This is a genomic window from Devosia sp. Leaf64, assembly GCF_001421945.1.
In the GTDB taxonomy this organism is placed as follows: Bacteria; Pseudomonadota; Alphaproteobacteria; order Rhizobiales; family Devosiaceae; genus Devosia.
Genome location: NZ_LMLO01000024.1, coordinates 450,594 through 466,163 on the forward strand (window position 1 = coordinate 450,594; position 15,570 = coordinate 466,163).

Here is a 15,570-nt window from a genome sequence, read left to right on the forward strand (position 1 = left end):
TGGGGGAGGCCGGGAGGGGGGGACCAACACCCGCAGAACCCCTCAAGCGCTGAACGTTACCCGAACGCACGTCCCGCCACCGGCCGTCTCATAGGCGACCTCGGCCTCGAGCGAATGGGCCATGGCCTTAACGATGCGGCTGCCGAGGCCGGTGCCCTGCGGCTTGCCCGTGCCAGTCCAGCCGATGCCGTCGTCTTCGACGCACATTTCCACGACGCCCTCGCGCCGCGTCATGTGGATGCGCACTTCGCCCGCTTCGCGTCCGGCATAGGCGTATTTCAGCGCATTGGTCACGAGCTCGGTCAGCATCACGCCCAGTGACGCGACCTTCTCGGTCGACATCGTAAAAGGCTCGACATCGACCTGCAGCGTCGCCGTCTGGCCCTCGAGCTGCACCGAGGCTTCAAGTTCATCGACCAGCGACTTGATATAGTCGGCAACCTGCACTGAACGGACGTCGTCGCTGGTGTAAAGATGGCGGTGGACGCCTGCGATGGCGTGGATGCGGGCCTGCGTCTCGGAGAGCGCGCGTTTGGCCTCTGCATCGGTCACTGCATTGGCTTGGAGGCCGACAAGAGCCGCCACCATTGCCAGCGAATTGGCGACACGATGATTGACTTCGCCAAGCAGCATTTCCGCGCGTTCTCGCGCCTCGAGAATATCGCGTTCGGCTTTGACCTTGGCACGGTTGAGACGCACGCGGTCGATGGCATGGTCGATCGCAGTGAGAAGAAGTTCCATGAACTCCTCGCTCAGCGTTTTCGGCACATAATCGGTCGCGCCGGACTTGAGCGCAGCGACGGCAACGTCAGTTTCGGCGGACCCCGTCACATAGACTACCGTTGGCCGGTCTTCGAGCGCGGCGATCTGCGCGAGCACGTCGAGCCCGGTGCCGGTTGGCAGGTAATGGTCGAGCACGACGACGTCGATGCCGCCATTGTGGATCAGCGCCAGGCCTTCTTCGCCGCTCGTCGCGTGATCATAATTATAGCCGCGTCGCTGCATGGCTTTTTCGACCAGCCGGGCGAGCCCGGGGTCGTCATCCACGTAAAGCACATGCGGCGTGCGGTTTGGCATGATCTCAGTCAGCTTCGGGAATTTGCATGACGGAGAAGAAGAGACCGAGCTGGCGGATGGCATTGGCGAATCCGTCATAGTCGACAGGCTTGGTGATGTAGACATTGGCACCCAAGTCATAGCAGCGCTGGATCTCGCGCTGGTCGTCGGTGGTCGTCAGGACGACGACAGGAGAGCGCTTGGTGTGCTCGTTGCCTTTGACCTTTTCGAGGATGTCGATGCCGGTCATGTCGGGCAGGTTGAGATCGAGCAGCACCAGGAGCTGCCGGCCCTTGTTGACCGCGCCCGTGCCGTCGGGGCCGAGGAGATAAGCCAGGGCTTCGGTGCCATTGGTGAATGGCACGATCTGGTTGGCGACACCGGCGCGCCGGATATTCTTCTCGATGAGGCGCGCATGGCCCTCATCGTCTTCGATCATGATGATCGTGACTGGCCGTGCGTCATTCATTGCCGGAAGTCCCCAAATGGCTACGCAGGTCGCGCGGCAGGTTGATGATGAAAGTCGTGCCCTGGCCCAACGTCGAGCGCAGCGTCACGTCGCCGCCAAGGCTTCGCACCATGGTGCGCACATGGGCAAGTCCAATGCCCTCGCCCGGCTGGGTTTGTTTGCCTGAGCGTCTAAACAGTTCAAACACGCGCTCATGGTCGGTGTCGGCAATGCCGCGACCATTGTCCTCGACTTCGATCTCGACGCGGTTTCCCGGCACATGGCGGGCGCGGATCGTCACCTTGAGCGGACGCTCCGGCTCCTGATATTTTATGGCATTGTCGAGGAGATTGCCGAGCACCTGTTCGAGCGAAAGCCGGTCGGTCATGATTTTGCCGACGCGGATATCGACATCGATCTTGCCTTCGCCCTCAGCCACCTGATGATGGAGAGCAGCGCTCGAATTTTCGGCGAGCTCGCGGATATCGACCTGTTCGGGCTTGAGCTGGCGGCGGCCCTCGCGGGAAATCTTGAGAATGGCGTTGATGAGGCCATCCATTTTCCGCGTCGCGGCGCGGATGAAGGAGATGGCCTCGGGCAGCTCCTCGGTCGCCGCCTCCTTGGCCTCGGCAAAGTAGGGGTCGGTATCGGCCGGCTTAGCTTCCATATAGGTGCGCAGCGAGCCGATGCTGGTCTCGAGTTCGCTCGTAAAGCCCATGATATTGACGAGCGGCGCGCGCAGATCGTGTGTCACGATATAGGCAAAGCGCTGGATCTCTTCATTGGCTTTGCCGAGATCGGATGTGCGTTCGCGTACGCGCTGTTCGAGCCCGGTATTGGCTTCCTGCACCTCGCGCCGTGCTTTGGCGAGTTCGGCAGTGTAGGAAATGACGGCCCAGATGGCGCCTGAAACGACGACAAGAATGATAAGCCCGCCGCCGATCGAGACCCAGCGCAAGGCTTCGATCGTGCTGCGTTGATTGGCGACGCCCTCGGTCAGGCGCGCGTCGATGGCTTCGATAAATCCATCGACAAAGGCGCGGCTGCGATCCATCGCCTCCTTGCCCTCATTGGTATTGATCAGCGCAACCGCAGCGTCGCGATTGCCGCTGCGGGCCTCGGCGATCGTGCGGTTCATTTCGTCGATCTTGAAAGTCACGTCCGTCTTGAGCTGGGCGAATGGCGCGGCGGCTTCAGGGTAGGGGGCGAGAATTTCGCCCAAACGAGCCAATTGCGCATCGACCAGAGGACGGGCCTCTTCAAATGGCTCGAGATAGGCCTCGTCGAGCGTGATGATATAGCCGCGCTGCCCCGTTTCCATGTCCTGCAATTGTGTGCGCAGGTCGACGATGACGCGTCGCGCAATCCGGCCTTCGATGACTTCGTCGAAATACCCTTGCGAGCGCTCGACCAGCCACACATTCGCGCCCACGATCCCGAGCAGGGAGAGAAGCCCGACAAGCAGGAGCACGGCTGTGGACCTGATGAAGGTCTTGCTGGTGATTGGCATAAAAAATTCCGGTGACGCTTTAACCTTCATCGCCCGAATGGGGGGCGAGGGCAATATAGTAGATTAACTCGCGGCCGGTTTCCCTTTGTTCTCCCGTGACATTTGCCATGGGAAACAGAATCTTAAGCGTCGTCGTGCAAGTTTAGCCACTGTTTGCAAGGTCGGTTGCTGCGACCGAAGGTGGAGTTAAGGTCAGTATGGGCAAGCGTAACCTGCCCGAATCCCCGGTATCCGATGCGCCTCACGTGCCTGTCCTCTTGGACGAGGTCGTGGCTGCGTTCGCGCCGATGGCTGGCCGCCGTGTCGTCGATGGCACGTTTGGCGCGGGTGGATATTCGCGCGCTCTGCTCCTCGCGGGTGCCGATGTCGTCGCGATCGATCGTGATCCATCGGTCAAAGTTCATGCAGACCGACTCACTGGCGAATTCCCCGGCCGTTTCCAATTCGTGCCCGGGACATTTTCCGAACTCGATACGCTCGCCGCGCCACACGGGCCCATCAATGGCGTCGTACTCGATATCGGCGTCAGCTCCATGCAGCTCGATGAAAGCGAGCGGGGCTTTTCCTTCATGCGCGAGGGGCCGCTCGATATGCGCATGAGCCAGTCGGGTGAAAGCGCTGCCGATCTGGTCAATGGGCTTGAGCAGGACGCGCTTGCCAATCTCCTCTATGCCTTTGGCGAAGAGCGCAAATCGCGCCGCATCGCGCAGTTCATCGTCGCGGCACGCGAGCAGGCGCCGATCACGACGACGCTCGAACTTGCCCGCATCATCGAAAAGGCCATCGGCCGCAAACCGGGCGACGCGCACCCCGCAACGCGCTCGTTCCAGGCACTCCGGATTGCCGTCAACGGCGAGTTCGACCAGTTGGTTGAGGGCCTGTTCGCCGCCGAACGCCTCCTCGGCGGGGGCGGTATTCTTTCCGTCGTCACTTTCCACTCTCTTGAAGATCGAATCGCCAAGCGCTTCTTCGATCCCGACAAGGGCGGTCCGGCACAGTCCCGACACCTGCCGCAGGTTCAGCTTGAGCCGCGCCGCTGGGACCCGGTGGCCAAGGCCATCAAGCCCGGATCGGCAGAACTCGATCGCAATCCGCGCGCGCGTTCATCGGTTCTCCGCAGCGCCGTGCGCACGGATGTCCCGGCGCGCGAAGCATCCTATGAACAACTGAGCGTTCCGGTCGTGCGAGGTGCCGCATGATCCGGCGCATCAATATTTTCCTCATCTGCACCAGCATCGTCATGCTGGTTGGCGTCTATATGCTCAAATTCTCGATCGAGAGCACGGCAACCGAGCGTACCTCGCTGCAGTCGCATATTTCCGAACAGGAAGATGAGCTGACGGTGCTCAAGGCCGATTGGGCCGTGCTCAACCAACCCGCTTATGTCGAGCCCATCGTGCGCCGCCATCAGGCCGAATTGGCGATCGATCAGGTGAAGCAGGAGCAGTTCGGCTCCTTTGCCGACTTGCCCATGCGCCCCGCCAAGCCCGACACCGCAGCTATGGATGCGCTGTTCCAGGCGATCGACGCCGGCATCGACCCGATCGATGCCATTCTTGAACTGGAAGGGATCGAATGACGATCACGGCTGACGGTCTCCCGCAAACCATTTCTCTCGACGGCGTCCGCAAGGCGCGCGTCAATCTCACCCAGGCCCGCATCCGCTGGATGGTGCTCGCGGTCGTGCTCGGCTTTGCCGCCGTCGGCGGGCGCCTCGTGCAGCTCGGCATGGTCGAGACAGATACGACCATCGAAGGCCAGACCCGCGACGCCATTACCGCGACCCGTCCGCCGATTCTCGATCGCAACGGCCTCGAAATGGCCGTCGATATCCGCGTGCCCTCGCTTTATGCCGAGCCGCGCCGCATCATCGATGTCGAAGAAGCCGTTACCAAGCTCCGCACCGTCCTCCCCGATATCGACGAAAAATGGTTGCGCAATCGCCTCTCCGGCGATCAGGGCTTTGTCTGGATCAAGCGGGAGCTGACGCCGGCCATCGAAGAGCAGGTGATGCGCCTCGGCATTCCCGGCGTCGATTTCATCACTGAATCCAAGCGCTTCTATCCGGCAATGAACGAAGCCTCGCACGTTCTGGGCTCAACCAATGTCGACAACCAGGGCATTGCCGGCATCGAGCGCGCCATGGACAACGAATCCATCTCGCTGCTGCAGGATCTCGGCCTCGCGCGCGGCAATGCGCTGACCCCGGTCGATCTCAGCATCGACATGCGCGTCCAGCACGTTCTCCACGACCAGTTGGTCGATGCCATGACGCGCTATCAGGCCATCGCTGCGGCTGGCGTCATGATGGATATCTATACCGGCGAGATCATCGCACTCGCCTCGCTGCCCGATTTCAACCCCAACGATCCCGCCTCGGCGCTCGTCAAGGACACGTTCAATCGAGTGACCTCGGGTATTTTCGAGCCGGGCTCTATCTTCAAGACCGTCACGCTCGCTGGTGCGCTCGATGAGGGTACGGCCAAGATCACCGACGAGTTCGATGCCCGCTACGGCGTCCGTTTCGGCCGCTTCACCATCGACGATTTCCACGGCAAGCACCGCATTCTGACCATGCCGGAGGTGTACAAATACTCCTCCAACATCGGCACGATCCGCATCATGCAGACCATGGGCAAGGAAAATTACCGCGCTTTCTTGAGCCGCATGAAGTTCGACCAGCGCGTGCAGTTCGAGCTGCCCGAAATGCGCGTCCCAAGCGTCCCCAAGGATTTCTCCGAAGTCGGCGCCGCCACCGCGTCCTTCGGCCATGGCCTCTCGGTGTCGCCGCTCCACATGCTCACGGCCTATGCCGCTTTCGTCAACGGCGGCAACTATATCGCGCCCACGCTCTACAAGCGCAGCGTTGCACAGGCCGAGCCGCTCTACGAGCGCGTCATTCGGCCCGAAACCAGCGCTGAAATCCGCTACCTGATGCGCCTCAACGCCATTTCCTCAGGCGGCTCCGGCTCGCAGATGAACAAGGCCGCGCTTGGCTATCGTGTCGGCGGCAAGACCGGCACGGCCGAAAAGGTCGTCGATGGCCGCTACTCTTCCAACAAGGTGACCAATTTTTTCGCCTCGGCGTTCCCGCTCGATAATCCGCGCTATGCCATGGTCATCATGGTGGATGAACCCAAGGCGGAGAATCCGCAATCGGGTACCACGGCCGGCTGGAATGCCGGCTCGCTGACCGGCCGCGTGGTGCAGCGCGTTGCGCCAATGCTCGGCGTCGCCCCCGATTTCTCGCAAGTGCTCGACCAGTCGATCGTCCCGCCAGAAGTGCGGCGGATCTTTCCAGAAGGATATTAAGCCGTGTCTATCAGCGTCTCTCAACTGCTCGAAGGTTCGGGCGCTCGCCCCAAAAAGGGCCTGGGCACCGTCTTCGGCCTGAATTCTGATAGCCGCCGGATCGAGCCGGGCGATATCTTCTTTGCGCTGCCGGGCCATAAGGTTCATGGCAATGAATTCATCGCCGACGCCGTCCATCGCGGCGCTCTGGCCATCGTCACCGACATCATGCCGGTAGGCGATCCGGGCGTGCCCGTCGTCGTCGTCAAGGATGTGCGCGCCTCCTATGCCCGCGCCGCTTCGCGCGTTTTCGAGCCGCAGCCTGAAATTTCGGTTGCTGTCACCGGCACCAATGGCAAGACCTCGGTCGCGTCGTTCGTGCGCCAGATCTGGGACCATTCCGGCGTTCCCGGCGCCAGCGTCGGCACGCTCGGCGTCCAGACCGCGACACGCACCATCGAAGGCGCGCTGACGACGCCCGATTCCCGCACGCTGCACCAGGCCCTCCGCGCTCTCCGCGCCCAGGGCGTCGATCACGTCGCCGTCGAAGCCTCGAGCCATGGCCTTGATCAGCGCCGTCTCGATGGCATCCATTTCGAAGCCGTCGCCTTCACCAATCTCAGCCGCGACCACCTCGACTATCACAAGGATATGGACGAGTACCGCAACGCCAAGCTGCGGCTCTTTTCCGATCTCCTGGTCGATGGCGGCGCTGCCATCGTCAATGTCGATGATCCCGAATACGAACCATTCATGTTCGCCGCGCTGTCGAGCAACGCGACGCTGCTCACCGTCGGCCGGGAAGGGGCCTATATCGAGATCATGTCGATCAAGCCCGAGGGCTATGGTCAGCGCGTGCAGATCCGGCACATCGGCGAACTCGTCGATTTCCATCTCAATATCCCGGGCGAATTCCAGGTCTCTAACGCCCTGATCGCTGCGGCCCTCGCAATGTCCTCGGGTGTCGATAAGGCCGATGCCTTTGCTGCCTTGCCCAAGCTCGTCGGCGCCGTCGGCCGGCTCGAACTGGTCGCCGAGCACAATGGCGCGGCGATCTTCATCGACTATTCGCACAAGCCCGAGGCCCTGCGCACTGCGCTCAATTCGCTGCGGCCCTATGTCAAAGGCAAGTTGCGGGTCGTCTTCGGCTGCGGCGGCGATCGCGACAAGGGCAAGCGCCCGCAAATGGGTGCCATCGCCAGCGAACTCGCCGATGAAGTGATCGTCACTGACGACAATCCGCGCACCGAGGATGCAGCCTCGATTCGCAAGCAGATCCTCGCCGAAGCCAAGGGCGCCAAGGAAATCGCCGATCGCAAAAAGGCGATCGAAACGGCGGTAAAATCGCTCCAAAAGGGCGACGTGCTGCTGGTCGCCGGCAAGGGGCACGAAACCTACCAGATCATCGGCACGACCAAGCACCATTTCTCGGACCACGAAGTCGTGGCCGAGGCGGTCAAGGGCTAAGGTCTACCCCCGCCTGACCTCCCCCTGGAAGGGGGAGGGACGCATCGGGCGCGCTGCGATGCCTGTGCGCCACCGGCAGATTCCTCCCCCTACCAGGGGGAGGCTAGGTGGGGGTGCCCATCGCCGAAATTACGCTATATACCGCCTCTGTAGCTGCACCTCATTCGCAGAAGGCGTCATGACCCAACCCCTCTTCACCCTCGACGCCATTCTCGCCACCACCATGGGCCGTGCCGAATCCGTCAGCGCAAAATCCATCGATTCCATCACCATCGATTCCCGCGAAATCGGCCCCGATGCGCTCTTCGTCGCCATCAAAGGTGACCGCTTCGACGGCCATGATTTCGTCGATACGGCGCTGTCCAACGGCGCAGTCGCAGCGCTTGTCAGCCGCGGCGATGGGGCAGGGCGCGTCCATGTTGGCGATCCGCTCGATGGCCTCGTTGATCTCGCCCGCGCTGCACGGGCCCGCAGCCGTGCGCTGATCGTCGGCGTCACCGGCAGCGTCGGCAAGACCACCACCAAGGAAGCCCTGCGCATGGTCTTTGAGGCAGCGGGCCAGACCCATGCCTCGATCAAGAGCTTCAACAATCACTGGGGCGTGCCGCTGATGCTGGCGCGCATGCCGGAAGCCACGCAGTTCGGCGTCTTCGAAATGGGGATGAACGCACCGGACGAAATCCGGCCGCTCAGCCAACTCGTTCGCCCCCACATCGCCGTCATCACCACCGTGGCCGCCGCCCATCTCGAAAAGCTCGGCAGTCTCGAAGCCATCGCCCGCGCCAAGGCGGAAATCTTCGAGGGGCTCGAGCCGGGCGGTGCCGCCGTCATCAATGCCGACCACCCGCAGATTGGCCTGCTAATCGACGCAGCCAAGGCCGCTGACGTCGGACGTATAGTCACCTTCGGTTTTTCGCGCGGCGTCGATTGGCAAATCCTTGAAGCGGAAACCGCCGGGGACCGTAGCTTTGCCACCGTCGTCAACAGCAATGAACGATATGCCCTCGCCATTGGCGTCGCCGGGCGGCACATGTTGAGCAATGCCACCGCAGCCCTCGCCGTCGCGACGCTTGCCGGCGTTGATCCAGCCATTGCGCTCAAGGCGCTCGCCGGTTTCGGTCCGCAGCCCGGGCGCGGTCAGCGCATCCTACTCGGCAATCCCGAAAAGCCGCTGCTGCTCATCGATGAAAGCTACAACGCCAATACTGCCTCCATCATGGCCGCGCTCGATGTGTTCGGTACGGTCTCTGCGCCCGGCGGCAAGAAGGTCGTCGTCCTCGGCGATATGCTCGAACTTGGCGAAGCGGGGCCATCGCTTCATGCCGGTCTCGCCCAATCCGTTGCCGCTGCCCAGCCCGATGCCGTCTATCTTGTGGGCGCAAACATGGCACATCTCGCCGATGCACTGCCGCAACAGATTTTTTCCCGGCATTTCACAGGGGTCGACGCGGCAACGCCGGAGCTGCTCGCCACCCTTGCCTATGGGGACGCAGTTATGGTCAAAGGGTCGAACGGTGTCGGGCTGTCGCGCCTCGTCGCCGCGGTCAAGGACACGTTCCAACAGCGCTAAGACGCCTCAAGTAGGACATCAAGAACAGCATGCTCTATTTTCTCGGCCAGCTGGGTGACACCCTCGCCGCGTTCAACGTGTTCCGGTACATCACCTTCCGCACTGCGGGGGCCGTGATCACGGCGCTGTTCTTCGTTTTCATGTTCGGTCCCGGCATGATCGCGCTTCTGCGCCTCAAGCAGGGCCGCGGTCAGCCGATCCGCGAGGATGGTCCGCAGGGCCACCTGCTGACCAAGAAGGGCACGCCGACCATGGGCGGCCTGATGATCCTTTCGGGCGCCGTCATCTCGACGTTACTCTGGTCAAACCTTTCCAACGGCTATGTCTGGGTGGTGCTTTTCGTCACCATCGGCTTCGGCGCCATCGGCTTTTACGATGACTATCTCAAGGTCAAGCGGATGAGCCACAAGGGCTTTGGCTCGCGCCAGCGCTTGCTCCTCGAAGCCGCCATCGGCTGCATCGCGGCCTTCGCCATTTCCCAGCTCGCCTCGGGCGCCTACGGCACCTCGCTGCAGTTTCCGTTTGTCAAAGACCTCGCGATAAACCTTGGATATTTCTACATTTTGTTCGGCGGCTTCGTCATGGTCGCAGCCGGCAATTCGGTGAATCTCACGGACGGTCTCGATGGTCTCGCCATCGTCCCCGTCATGGTTGCTGCGGCCTGCTTCGGCTTCATCGCCTATCTCGTCGGTTCGCAGAACTACGCCGATTATCTCTTCCTCAATCCCGTCCCGGGCACGGCCGAGCTTGCCGTCGTCTGCGGTGCCCTGATCGGTGCTGGCCTCGGTTTCCTCTGGTTCAACGCGCCACCGGCACAGATTTTCATGGGCGATACCGGCTCGCTCGCACTCGGCGGCGCGCTTGGCACAATCGCCGTCGCCACCAAGCATGAAATCGTCCTCGCCATCATCGGCGGCCTCTTCGTGCTCGAAGCCGTTTCGGTGATCGTGCAGGTGACCTCATTCCGATTGACCGGCAAGCGCGTCTTCCGCATGGCGCCCATCCACCACCATTTCGAGCATCTGGGCTGGACCGAAAGCCAGGTCGTCATCCGGTTCTGGATCATTTCCTTTGTCCTCGCGCTGATCGGTTTGTCGAGCCTCAAGCTGCGCTGAGCTTCTCGCTTCACACAAAACTTTTCCATTCTCGATTGTCACCCCGGCGAAGGCCGGGGCCCATCCTGAGATCTCAAGATGGATCCCCGCCTGCGCGGGGATGACAGCCGGTGCGCGCGGCGGCGGCGATCACCGCATGACACCCCATCACGCCTCAGTGATCGTCAAATCCCTCCACCCTCTGAAACTTCTGCCTCCTCCTCCCGTATCTTCTCATGACGATAGCAATCGTCCCCCCATTGCTCACGGGGCCCGGCGTGCATTCCGCGCGTCTCGGCCGTGTCCTAACGAGGAGACCTCAATTGCCTGCTACCGCCCGCATTTCCCTTGTCGCCGCCCTTGCTCTTGCAACGTCCGGCCTCGCTCTCGGCGCCGCTCAGGCCGCCACAGCCATCGCGCTTGTCGATGGCACCAAGCTCGTGACTTTCGACACCGAAACCCGCGCCGTCAGCGCCACGGTTGACGTGACGGGCGCCGATGGCCTCGCCGGCATCGACCAGCGTCCAGCCGATAAACTGCTCTATGGCGTCACGCTTGCCGGTGAGGTCGTTACGATCGATCCAGCAACCGGCGCGGCGACCGCCAAGTCGACGCTCTCCGAAAAGCTCCCGAGCTATGAGGGCGCTATCGTCGATTTCAACCCGATGGCCGATCGTCTCCGCCTGATGGGCACCGATGGCACCAATCATCGCGTCAATGTCGATGATGGCGCCGTGACCGTCGATGGTTCGCTCGCCTTTGAAGAAGGCGACATGCATGCCGGCGAAACCCCGGCCATCGTCGCAGCGGCTTACACCAACTCGTTCGGCAAGCCCGAAGCGACGGCCATGTACGACATCGATGCGACCATCGTCGCGCTGATCCAGCAGACCAAGCCAAATGACGGCACGCTCGCGGCCATTGGCAAGCTTGGTGTGGATGGCGGCTCGTCCTACGCGTTCGATATTCACGCGACGGAAGACCTGACCAACACGGCTTATCTCGTGATCGGCAGCACGCTCTACACGGTCGATCTCGAGACCGGCGCTGCCACCGAGCAGGGCGCCATTGAAGGCGTAGACGGCACCATTTCCGATATCGCCGTCTGGAACTGATCTCGCCCGTAGGAGGGCTGGGCCTCCCGACAGTCCTCCACTGGCTTGTAAGAGAGGCGACCTACGGGTCGCCTCTTTCACATTCAGCACTATGACTTGCAAAACGCGAGACCCTTACCAAATCGGTAACCACCAGCCGGTACAGTTCGATTCAATCTGTATCGAGTACGTGGCCCCAGCCGATGATGTTTTCCCGTGCTGAAAAGACGCCTCTGGCCGAGTGGTGGTGGTCGATCGACCGCGAATTGCTCAGCGGGCTGATCCTTCTCCTCATCTGTGGCCTCGTATTGAGCCTGGCGGCGAGCCCGCCGGTGGCCGAGCGCATCGGCCTCAACGAGTGGCACTTCGTCATTCGCCACGCCATGTTCTGCGGGCTCGCCGTGCCCGTCATGCTCGCGACATCGCTGCTCACCCATCGTCAGGCGCGCTTTGCCGCCCTCGGTACATTGATCGTCATGACGCTGCTGCTGTACGCGACCCTGCGCTTCGGTACGGAAGTGAAGGGCGCCCGGCGTTGGGTGACCTTTGTCGGCCAATCGGTGCAGCCATCCGAATTCGTCAAGCCGGCCTTTGCCATTATCGGCGCCTGGCTCTTTTCCGAATATATGATCCATCGCAACGTGCCCGGGCGCCTCATCGCGACCGCGATCATGCTCGTCATCGTCTGCGGCCTGCTGTTGCAGCCCGATATCGGCCAGACAGCGCTGATCCTCGCCACCTGGGCCGTCCTGCTGTTCCTCTCGGGCATTTCCTGGTGGATCATCTTTGGCCTCGCCGGTGCGGCCGGTGGCTTGCTCTTCGGCGCCTATCTCTTCTTCCCGCACTTCGCGCGCCGTATCGATACCTTCCTCAACCCCGAGGGCGGCGGCAATACCTATCAGATCGACCGCGCGCTGCAGTCGGTCGCCGAAGGCGGCTGGTTTGGTCGTGGTCCGGGTGAGTCGATCGCCAAGAAACTCATTCCCGACGCTCACGCTGACTATGTCTTCTCCGCCGCTGCAGGCGAATATGGCATCTTGTTCTGCATGGCGCTGGTCGGGCTTATCTGCTTCATCGTGCTTCGCGCCATGATGGGTGCGCAGCGCCAGCAGAGCCTTTTTGCCCGCCTTGCTGCGTCCACACTCGCCATCCAGTTTGCCATGCAGTCGGGCATCAACCTGTCGGTGAATCTCAATCTGATTCCCCCCAAGGGCATGACCCTGCCTTTCGTGTCTTATGGCGGCACCTCCATGCTCGCCGTTGCCTTCGGCATGGGGTTGATGCTGGCCATGACGAGAACCAAACCCGAGGAGCGCATGACCACAGGCCTTCCATCCTTCCGCAGCGCCGTGGTCGCGCCAGCCGAATGAAAACCTTCGTCCTTATGGCCGGCGGTACCGGGGGGCATCTCTTCCCGGCCATGGCCCTCGCTCAGGAATTGCTGCGCCGAGGCCACGTCGTCGAGCTGATGACCGATCATCGCGTCGAAGGCTATGGCCAGGATTTTCCCGCACGGAAAATCCACATGGTGCCTTCGGCCACGCCGAGCCTGTCCAACCCGATCAAGTTCGCCGGCGCCAGTTTTACCATCGCCCGCGGCGTCGCCAAATCCTTCGGCATTCTGCGTGCGCTGAAGCCCGACGCCGTTATTGGCTTTGGCGGCTATCCCACTTTTCCGCCCTTCATCGCGGCGAGCCTCTTGAGCGTGCCCGGCATTCTCCACGAGCAGAACGCCGTCATGGGCCGCGCCAATCGCGCCCTCAGCCGCTTCGCCGATATCCTGGCCCTCAGCTTCGCCCAGACGCGCTTCGCCGACGATCAGGGCATCGACAAGGTGCTCACCGGCAATCCCGTGCGCGATCGCGTCCGCGCCATTGCCGCAAAGCCCTATCCGCCTCTCTCGGCGACCGATCCGATCAATCTCGTCGTCTTCGGTGGCAGCCAGGGCGCCCGCGCGCTCTCCGATATCGTCCCCGACGCTATTGCGATGCTGCCCGATGCCATCCGGTCGCGCCTGCGTCTCGTGCAGCAGTGCCGGCAGGAAGATCTCGACCGCGTCACCAAGATTTATCGCCAGTCGCGTGTCAGCGTCGAACTCGCGCCGTTCTTCACCGATCTGCCCGAGCGCATCGCGCAAAGCCATCTGGTCATCGGCCGCTCCGGCGCCTCGACCATTGCCGAACTCACGGTCATTGGCCGCCCCTCGATCCTCATTCCGCTGCCCGGATCGCTCGATGCCGACCAGAAGAACAATGCTCTTGTGGTCGAATCGGGTGGAGCGGGCTGGGTGATGGAACAGGCCGCGCTTTCGCCGCAATCGCTTGCCACTCGCCTCACGGATCTATTCAACGATCCAACCCAACTCATCGAAGCCGCCCAGGCCGCACAAGGCCTCGGGCAGCCCCGCGCCGTCGAGAAGCTGGCAGACCTTGCCGAAAGCCTCGCCGGTCAAGGCACCAGCACATTGGAATCCGCCTCATGAAAATGCCCCGCAATATCGGCCCGGTCCACTTCATCGGCATCGGCGGCATCGGCATGAGCGGCATTGCCGAAATCCTGCATAACCAGGGCTACACCGTCCAGGGCTCCGACGCGTCGCTCAACCCGAACGTCCAGCGCCTCCGCGACATGGGCATCAAGGTCGAGATCGGCCAGAACGGCGATAATCTCGGCAAGGCCGAAGTCGTCGTCGTCTCCTCGGCGATCAAGAAGGATAATCCCGAGCTCGTCGCCGCACGCTCAAAGGCGCTGCCCATCGTGCGCCGCGCTGAAATGCTCGCCGAGATCATGCGCTTCAAGACCGCCATCGCCATCGGCGGCACCCATGGCAAGACAACCACGACTACGCTGGTCGCGACGCTCCTTGACGCCGGCAATCTTGATCCCACCGTCATCAATGGCGGCATCATCAATGCCTATGGCACCAATGCGCGCCTCGGGGCAGGGGAATGGATGGTGGTCGAAGCCGACGAATCGGACGGCACCTTCATCAAGCTGCCTGCGGACGTCGCCATCGTCACCAATATCGATCCCGAGCATCTCGACCATTATGGCGACTTCGAAGGCGTAAAGCGCGCCTTCCACCAGTTCGTCGAAAACGTGCCGTTCTACGGCTTTGCCGTGATGTGCTTGGATCATCCGGTCGTGCAGTCGCTGGTCGGCGAAATCCGCGATCGCCGCGTCATCACCTATGGGCAAAACCCGCAGGCCGATGTGCGTCTCATCGATCTTGAGAATCGCGACGGCGTGCAGCATTTCTCGGTCGAGATTCGCGACCGCATCCGCCAGACCCAGCTTCGTATCGATGGGCTCGAAATGCCCATGCCGGGCATCCACAACGCGCTCAACGCCACGGCCGCCATCGCTGTCGCCGATCAGCTCCACGTCCCCGCGGAAGCCATTCGCAAGGGCCTCAAGGGTTTTACCGGCGTCAAGCGCCGCTTCACCAAGACCGGCGAAGTCGGCGGCGTCACCGTCATCGACGATTATGGCCACCACCCGGTCGAAATCGCCGCCGTCCTCAGCGCCGCGCGCCAGTCGGCTCGCCGCGATGTCGTTGCCGTCGTGCAGCCGCACCGCTATAGCCGCGTCAACGACCTCTTCGACGATTTCGCCGCCTGCTTCAACGACGCCGACACCGTCATCGTCGCCCCCATCTATGCCGCGGGCGAACAGCCTATCCCCGGCGTCACCCACGAAGAACTGGTCAACCGCATCCGCAACCGCGGCCACCGCGACGCCCGCGTCATCGACCGCCCCGAAGCGCTTGCGCCACTCCTGGCCTCGCGGGTCGCGGATGGCGATTATGTCGTCTGCCTCGGCGCCGGCAATATCACCCAATGGGCCGCAGCGCTCCCGGGTGAACTGGAAGCGTTGATGGGGGAAAAGGCCGAGTGAGCTCAGGCAATTCCCCCTTCCCAGCCTCCCCCACAAGGGGGGAGGTGCCGCATCCAGTCTTTGGCACGTTCTGCTCTTCAACTCCGTCCCTGCACCTCCCCCTTGATGGGGGAGGTTGGGAGGGGGTGTTCCCCACGCTCAAC

General features: G+C 62.3%; 13 protein-coding genes. 10 read left to right on the plus strand and 3 right to left on the minus strand.

What is annotated here, in order from left to right:
- Positions 1-42: 42 nt before the first annotated feature.
- Genes ASE94_RS19860 through ASE94_RS19870 form a run of 3 tightly spaced genes read right to left on the minus strand, consistent with a single transcriptional unit; the run spans position 43 to position 3,014 of the window.
- Positions 43-1,077: a histidine kinase dimerization/phosphoacceptor domain -containing protein gene (locus ASE94_RS19860; protein WP_062631754.1), complete on the minus strand. Its 1,035-nt coding sequence runs from the start codon at positions 1,075-1,077 to the stop codon at positions 43-45.
- Between the two features lie 4 nt (positions 1,078-1,081).
- Positions 1,082-1,525: a response regulator gene (locus ASE94_RS19865; RefSeq protein ID WP_061910967.1), complete on the minus strand. Its 444-nt coding sequence runs from the start codon at positions 1,523-1,525 to the stop codon at positions 1,082-1,084.
- Complete coding sequence (locus ASE94_RS19870) at positions 1,518-3,014, minus strand: CHASE3 domain-containing protein (RefSeq protein ID WP_062631843.1); 1,497 nt, start codon at positions 3,012-3,014, stop codon at positions 1,518-1,520. Before ASE94_RS19870 ends, ASE94_RS19865 begins: the two co-directional genes overlap by 8 nt.
- Before the next feature lie 197 nt (positions 3,015-3,211).
- Here ASE94_RS19870 and rsmH point away from each other — a divergent pair, with 197 nt between their 5' ends.
- From rsmH to murC, 10 genes are all read left to right on the plus strand, one after another.
- Positions 3,212-4,213 carry a 16S rRNA (cytosine(1402)-N(4))-methyltransferase RsmH gene (gene rsmH / locus ASE94_RS19875; RefSeq protein WP_062631755.1) on the plus strand — a complete coding sequence of 334 codons (1,002 nt, stop codon included), beginning with the start codon at positions 3,212-3,214 and terminating at the stop codon, positions 4,211-4,213.
- Positions 4,210-4,593: a hypothetical protein gene (locus ASE94_RS19880; RefSeq protein ID WP_061910973.1), complete on the plus strand. Its 384-nt coding sequence runs from the start codon at positions 4,210-4,212 to the stop codon at positions 4,591-4,593. Before rsmH ends, ASE94_RS19880 begins: the two co-directional genes overlap by 4 nt.
- Positions 4,590-6,326 carry a penicillin-binding protein 2 gene (locus ASE94_RS19885; RefSeq protein WP_061910975.1) on the plus strand — a complete coding sequence of 579 codons (1,737 nt, stop codon included), beginning with the start codon at positions 4,590-4,592 and terminating at the stop codon, positions 6,324-6,326. The genes ASE94_RS19880 and ASE94_RS19885 overlap by 4 nt, the downstream gene beginning before the upstream one ends.
- Positions 6,327-6,329: 3 nt before the next feature.
- Entirely contained in the window at positions 6,330-7,772 is a 1,443-nt protein-coding gene (locus ASE94_RS19890) for a UDP-N-acetylmuramoyl-L-alanyl-D-glutamate--2,6-diaminopimelate ligase (protein ID WP_244484235.1), read from the plus strand.
- A gap of 178 nt (positions 7,773-7,950) precedes the next feature.
- A complete protein-coding gene (murF, locus tag ASE94_RS19895; protein ID WP_062631756.1) occupies positions 7,951-9,342 on the plus strand; it encodes a UDP-N-acetylmuramoyl-tripeptide--D-alanyl-D-alanine ligase in 1,392 nt (463 codons plus the stop codon).
- Between the two features lie 29 nt (positions 9,343-9,371).
- The gene (gene mraY / locus ASE94_RS19900) at positions 9,372-10,457 is read left to right on the plus strand and encodes a phospho-N-acetylmuramoyl-pentapeptide-transferase (RefSeq protein ID WP_061910978.1); all 1,086 of its coding nucleotides are present in this window, start codon (positions 9,372-9,374) and stop codon (positions 10,455-10,457) included.
- Between the two features lie 302 nt (positions 10,458-10,759).
- Positions 10,760-11,551 carry a DUF4394 domain-containing protein gene (locus ASE94_RS19905; RefSeq protein WP_244484237.1) on the plus strand — a complete coding sequence of 264 codons (792 nt, stop codon included), beginning with the start codon at positions 10,760-10,762 and terminating at the stop codon, positions 11,549-11,551.
- A gap of 185 nt (positions 11,552-11,736) precedes the next feature.
- The gene (locus ASE94_RS19910; RefSeq protein WP_062631845.1) at positions 11,737-12,900 is read left to right on the plus strand and encodes a putative peptidoglycan glycosyltransferase FtsW; all 1,164 of its coding nucleotides are present in this window, start codon (positions 11,737-11,739) and stop codon (positions 12,898-12,900) included.
- A complete protein-coding gene (gene murG / locus ASE94_RS19915) occupies positions 12,897-14,012 on the plus strand; it encodes an undecaprenyldiphospho-muramoylpentapeptide beta-N-acetylglucosaminyltransferase (RefSeq protein WP_062631757.1) in 1,116 nt (371 codons plus the stop codon). The genes ASE94_RS19910 and murG overlap by 4 nt, the downstream gene beginning before the upstream one ends.
- A complete protein-coding gene (gene murC, locus ASE94_RS19920) occupies positions 14,009-15,427 on the plus strand; it encodes a UDP-N-acetylmuramate--L-alanine ligase (protein WP_062631758.1) in 1,419 nt (472 codons plus the stop codon). Before murG ends, murC begins: the two co-directional genes overlap by 4 nt.
- Positions 15,428-15,570: the final 143 nt, after the last annotated feature.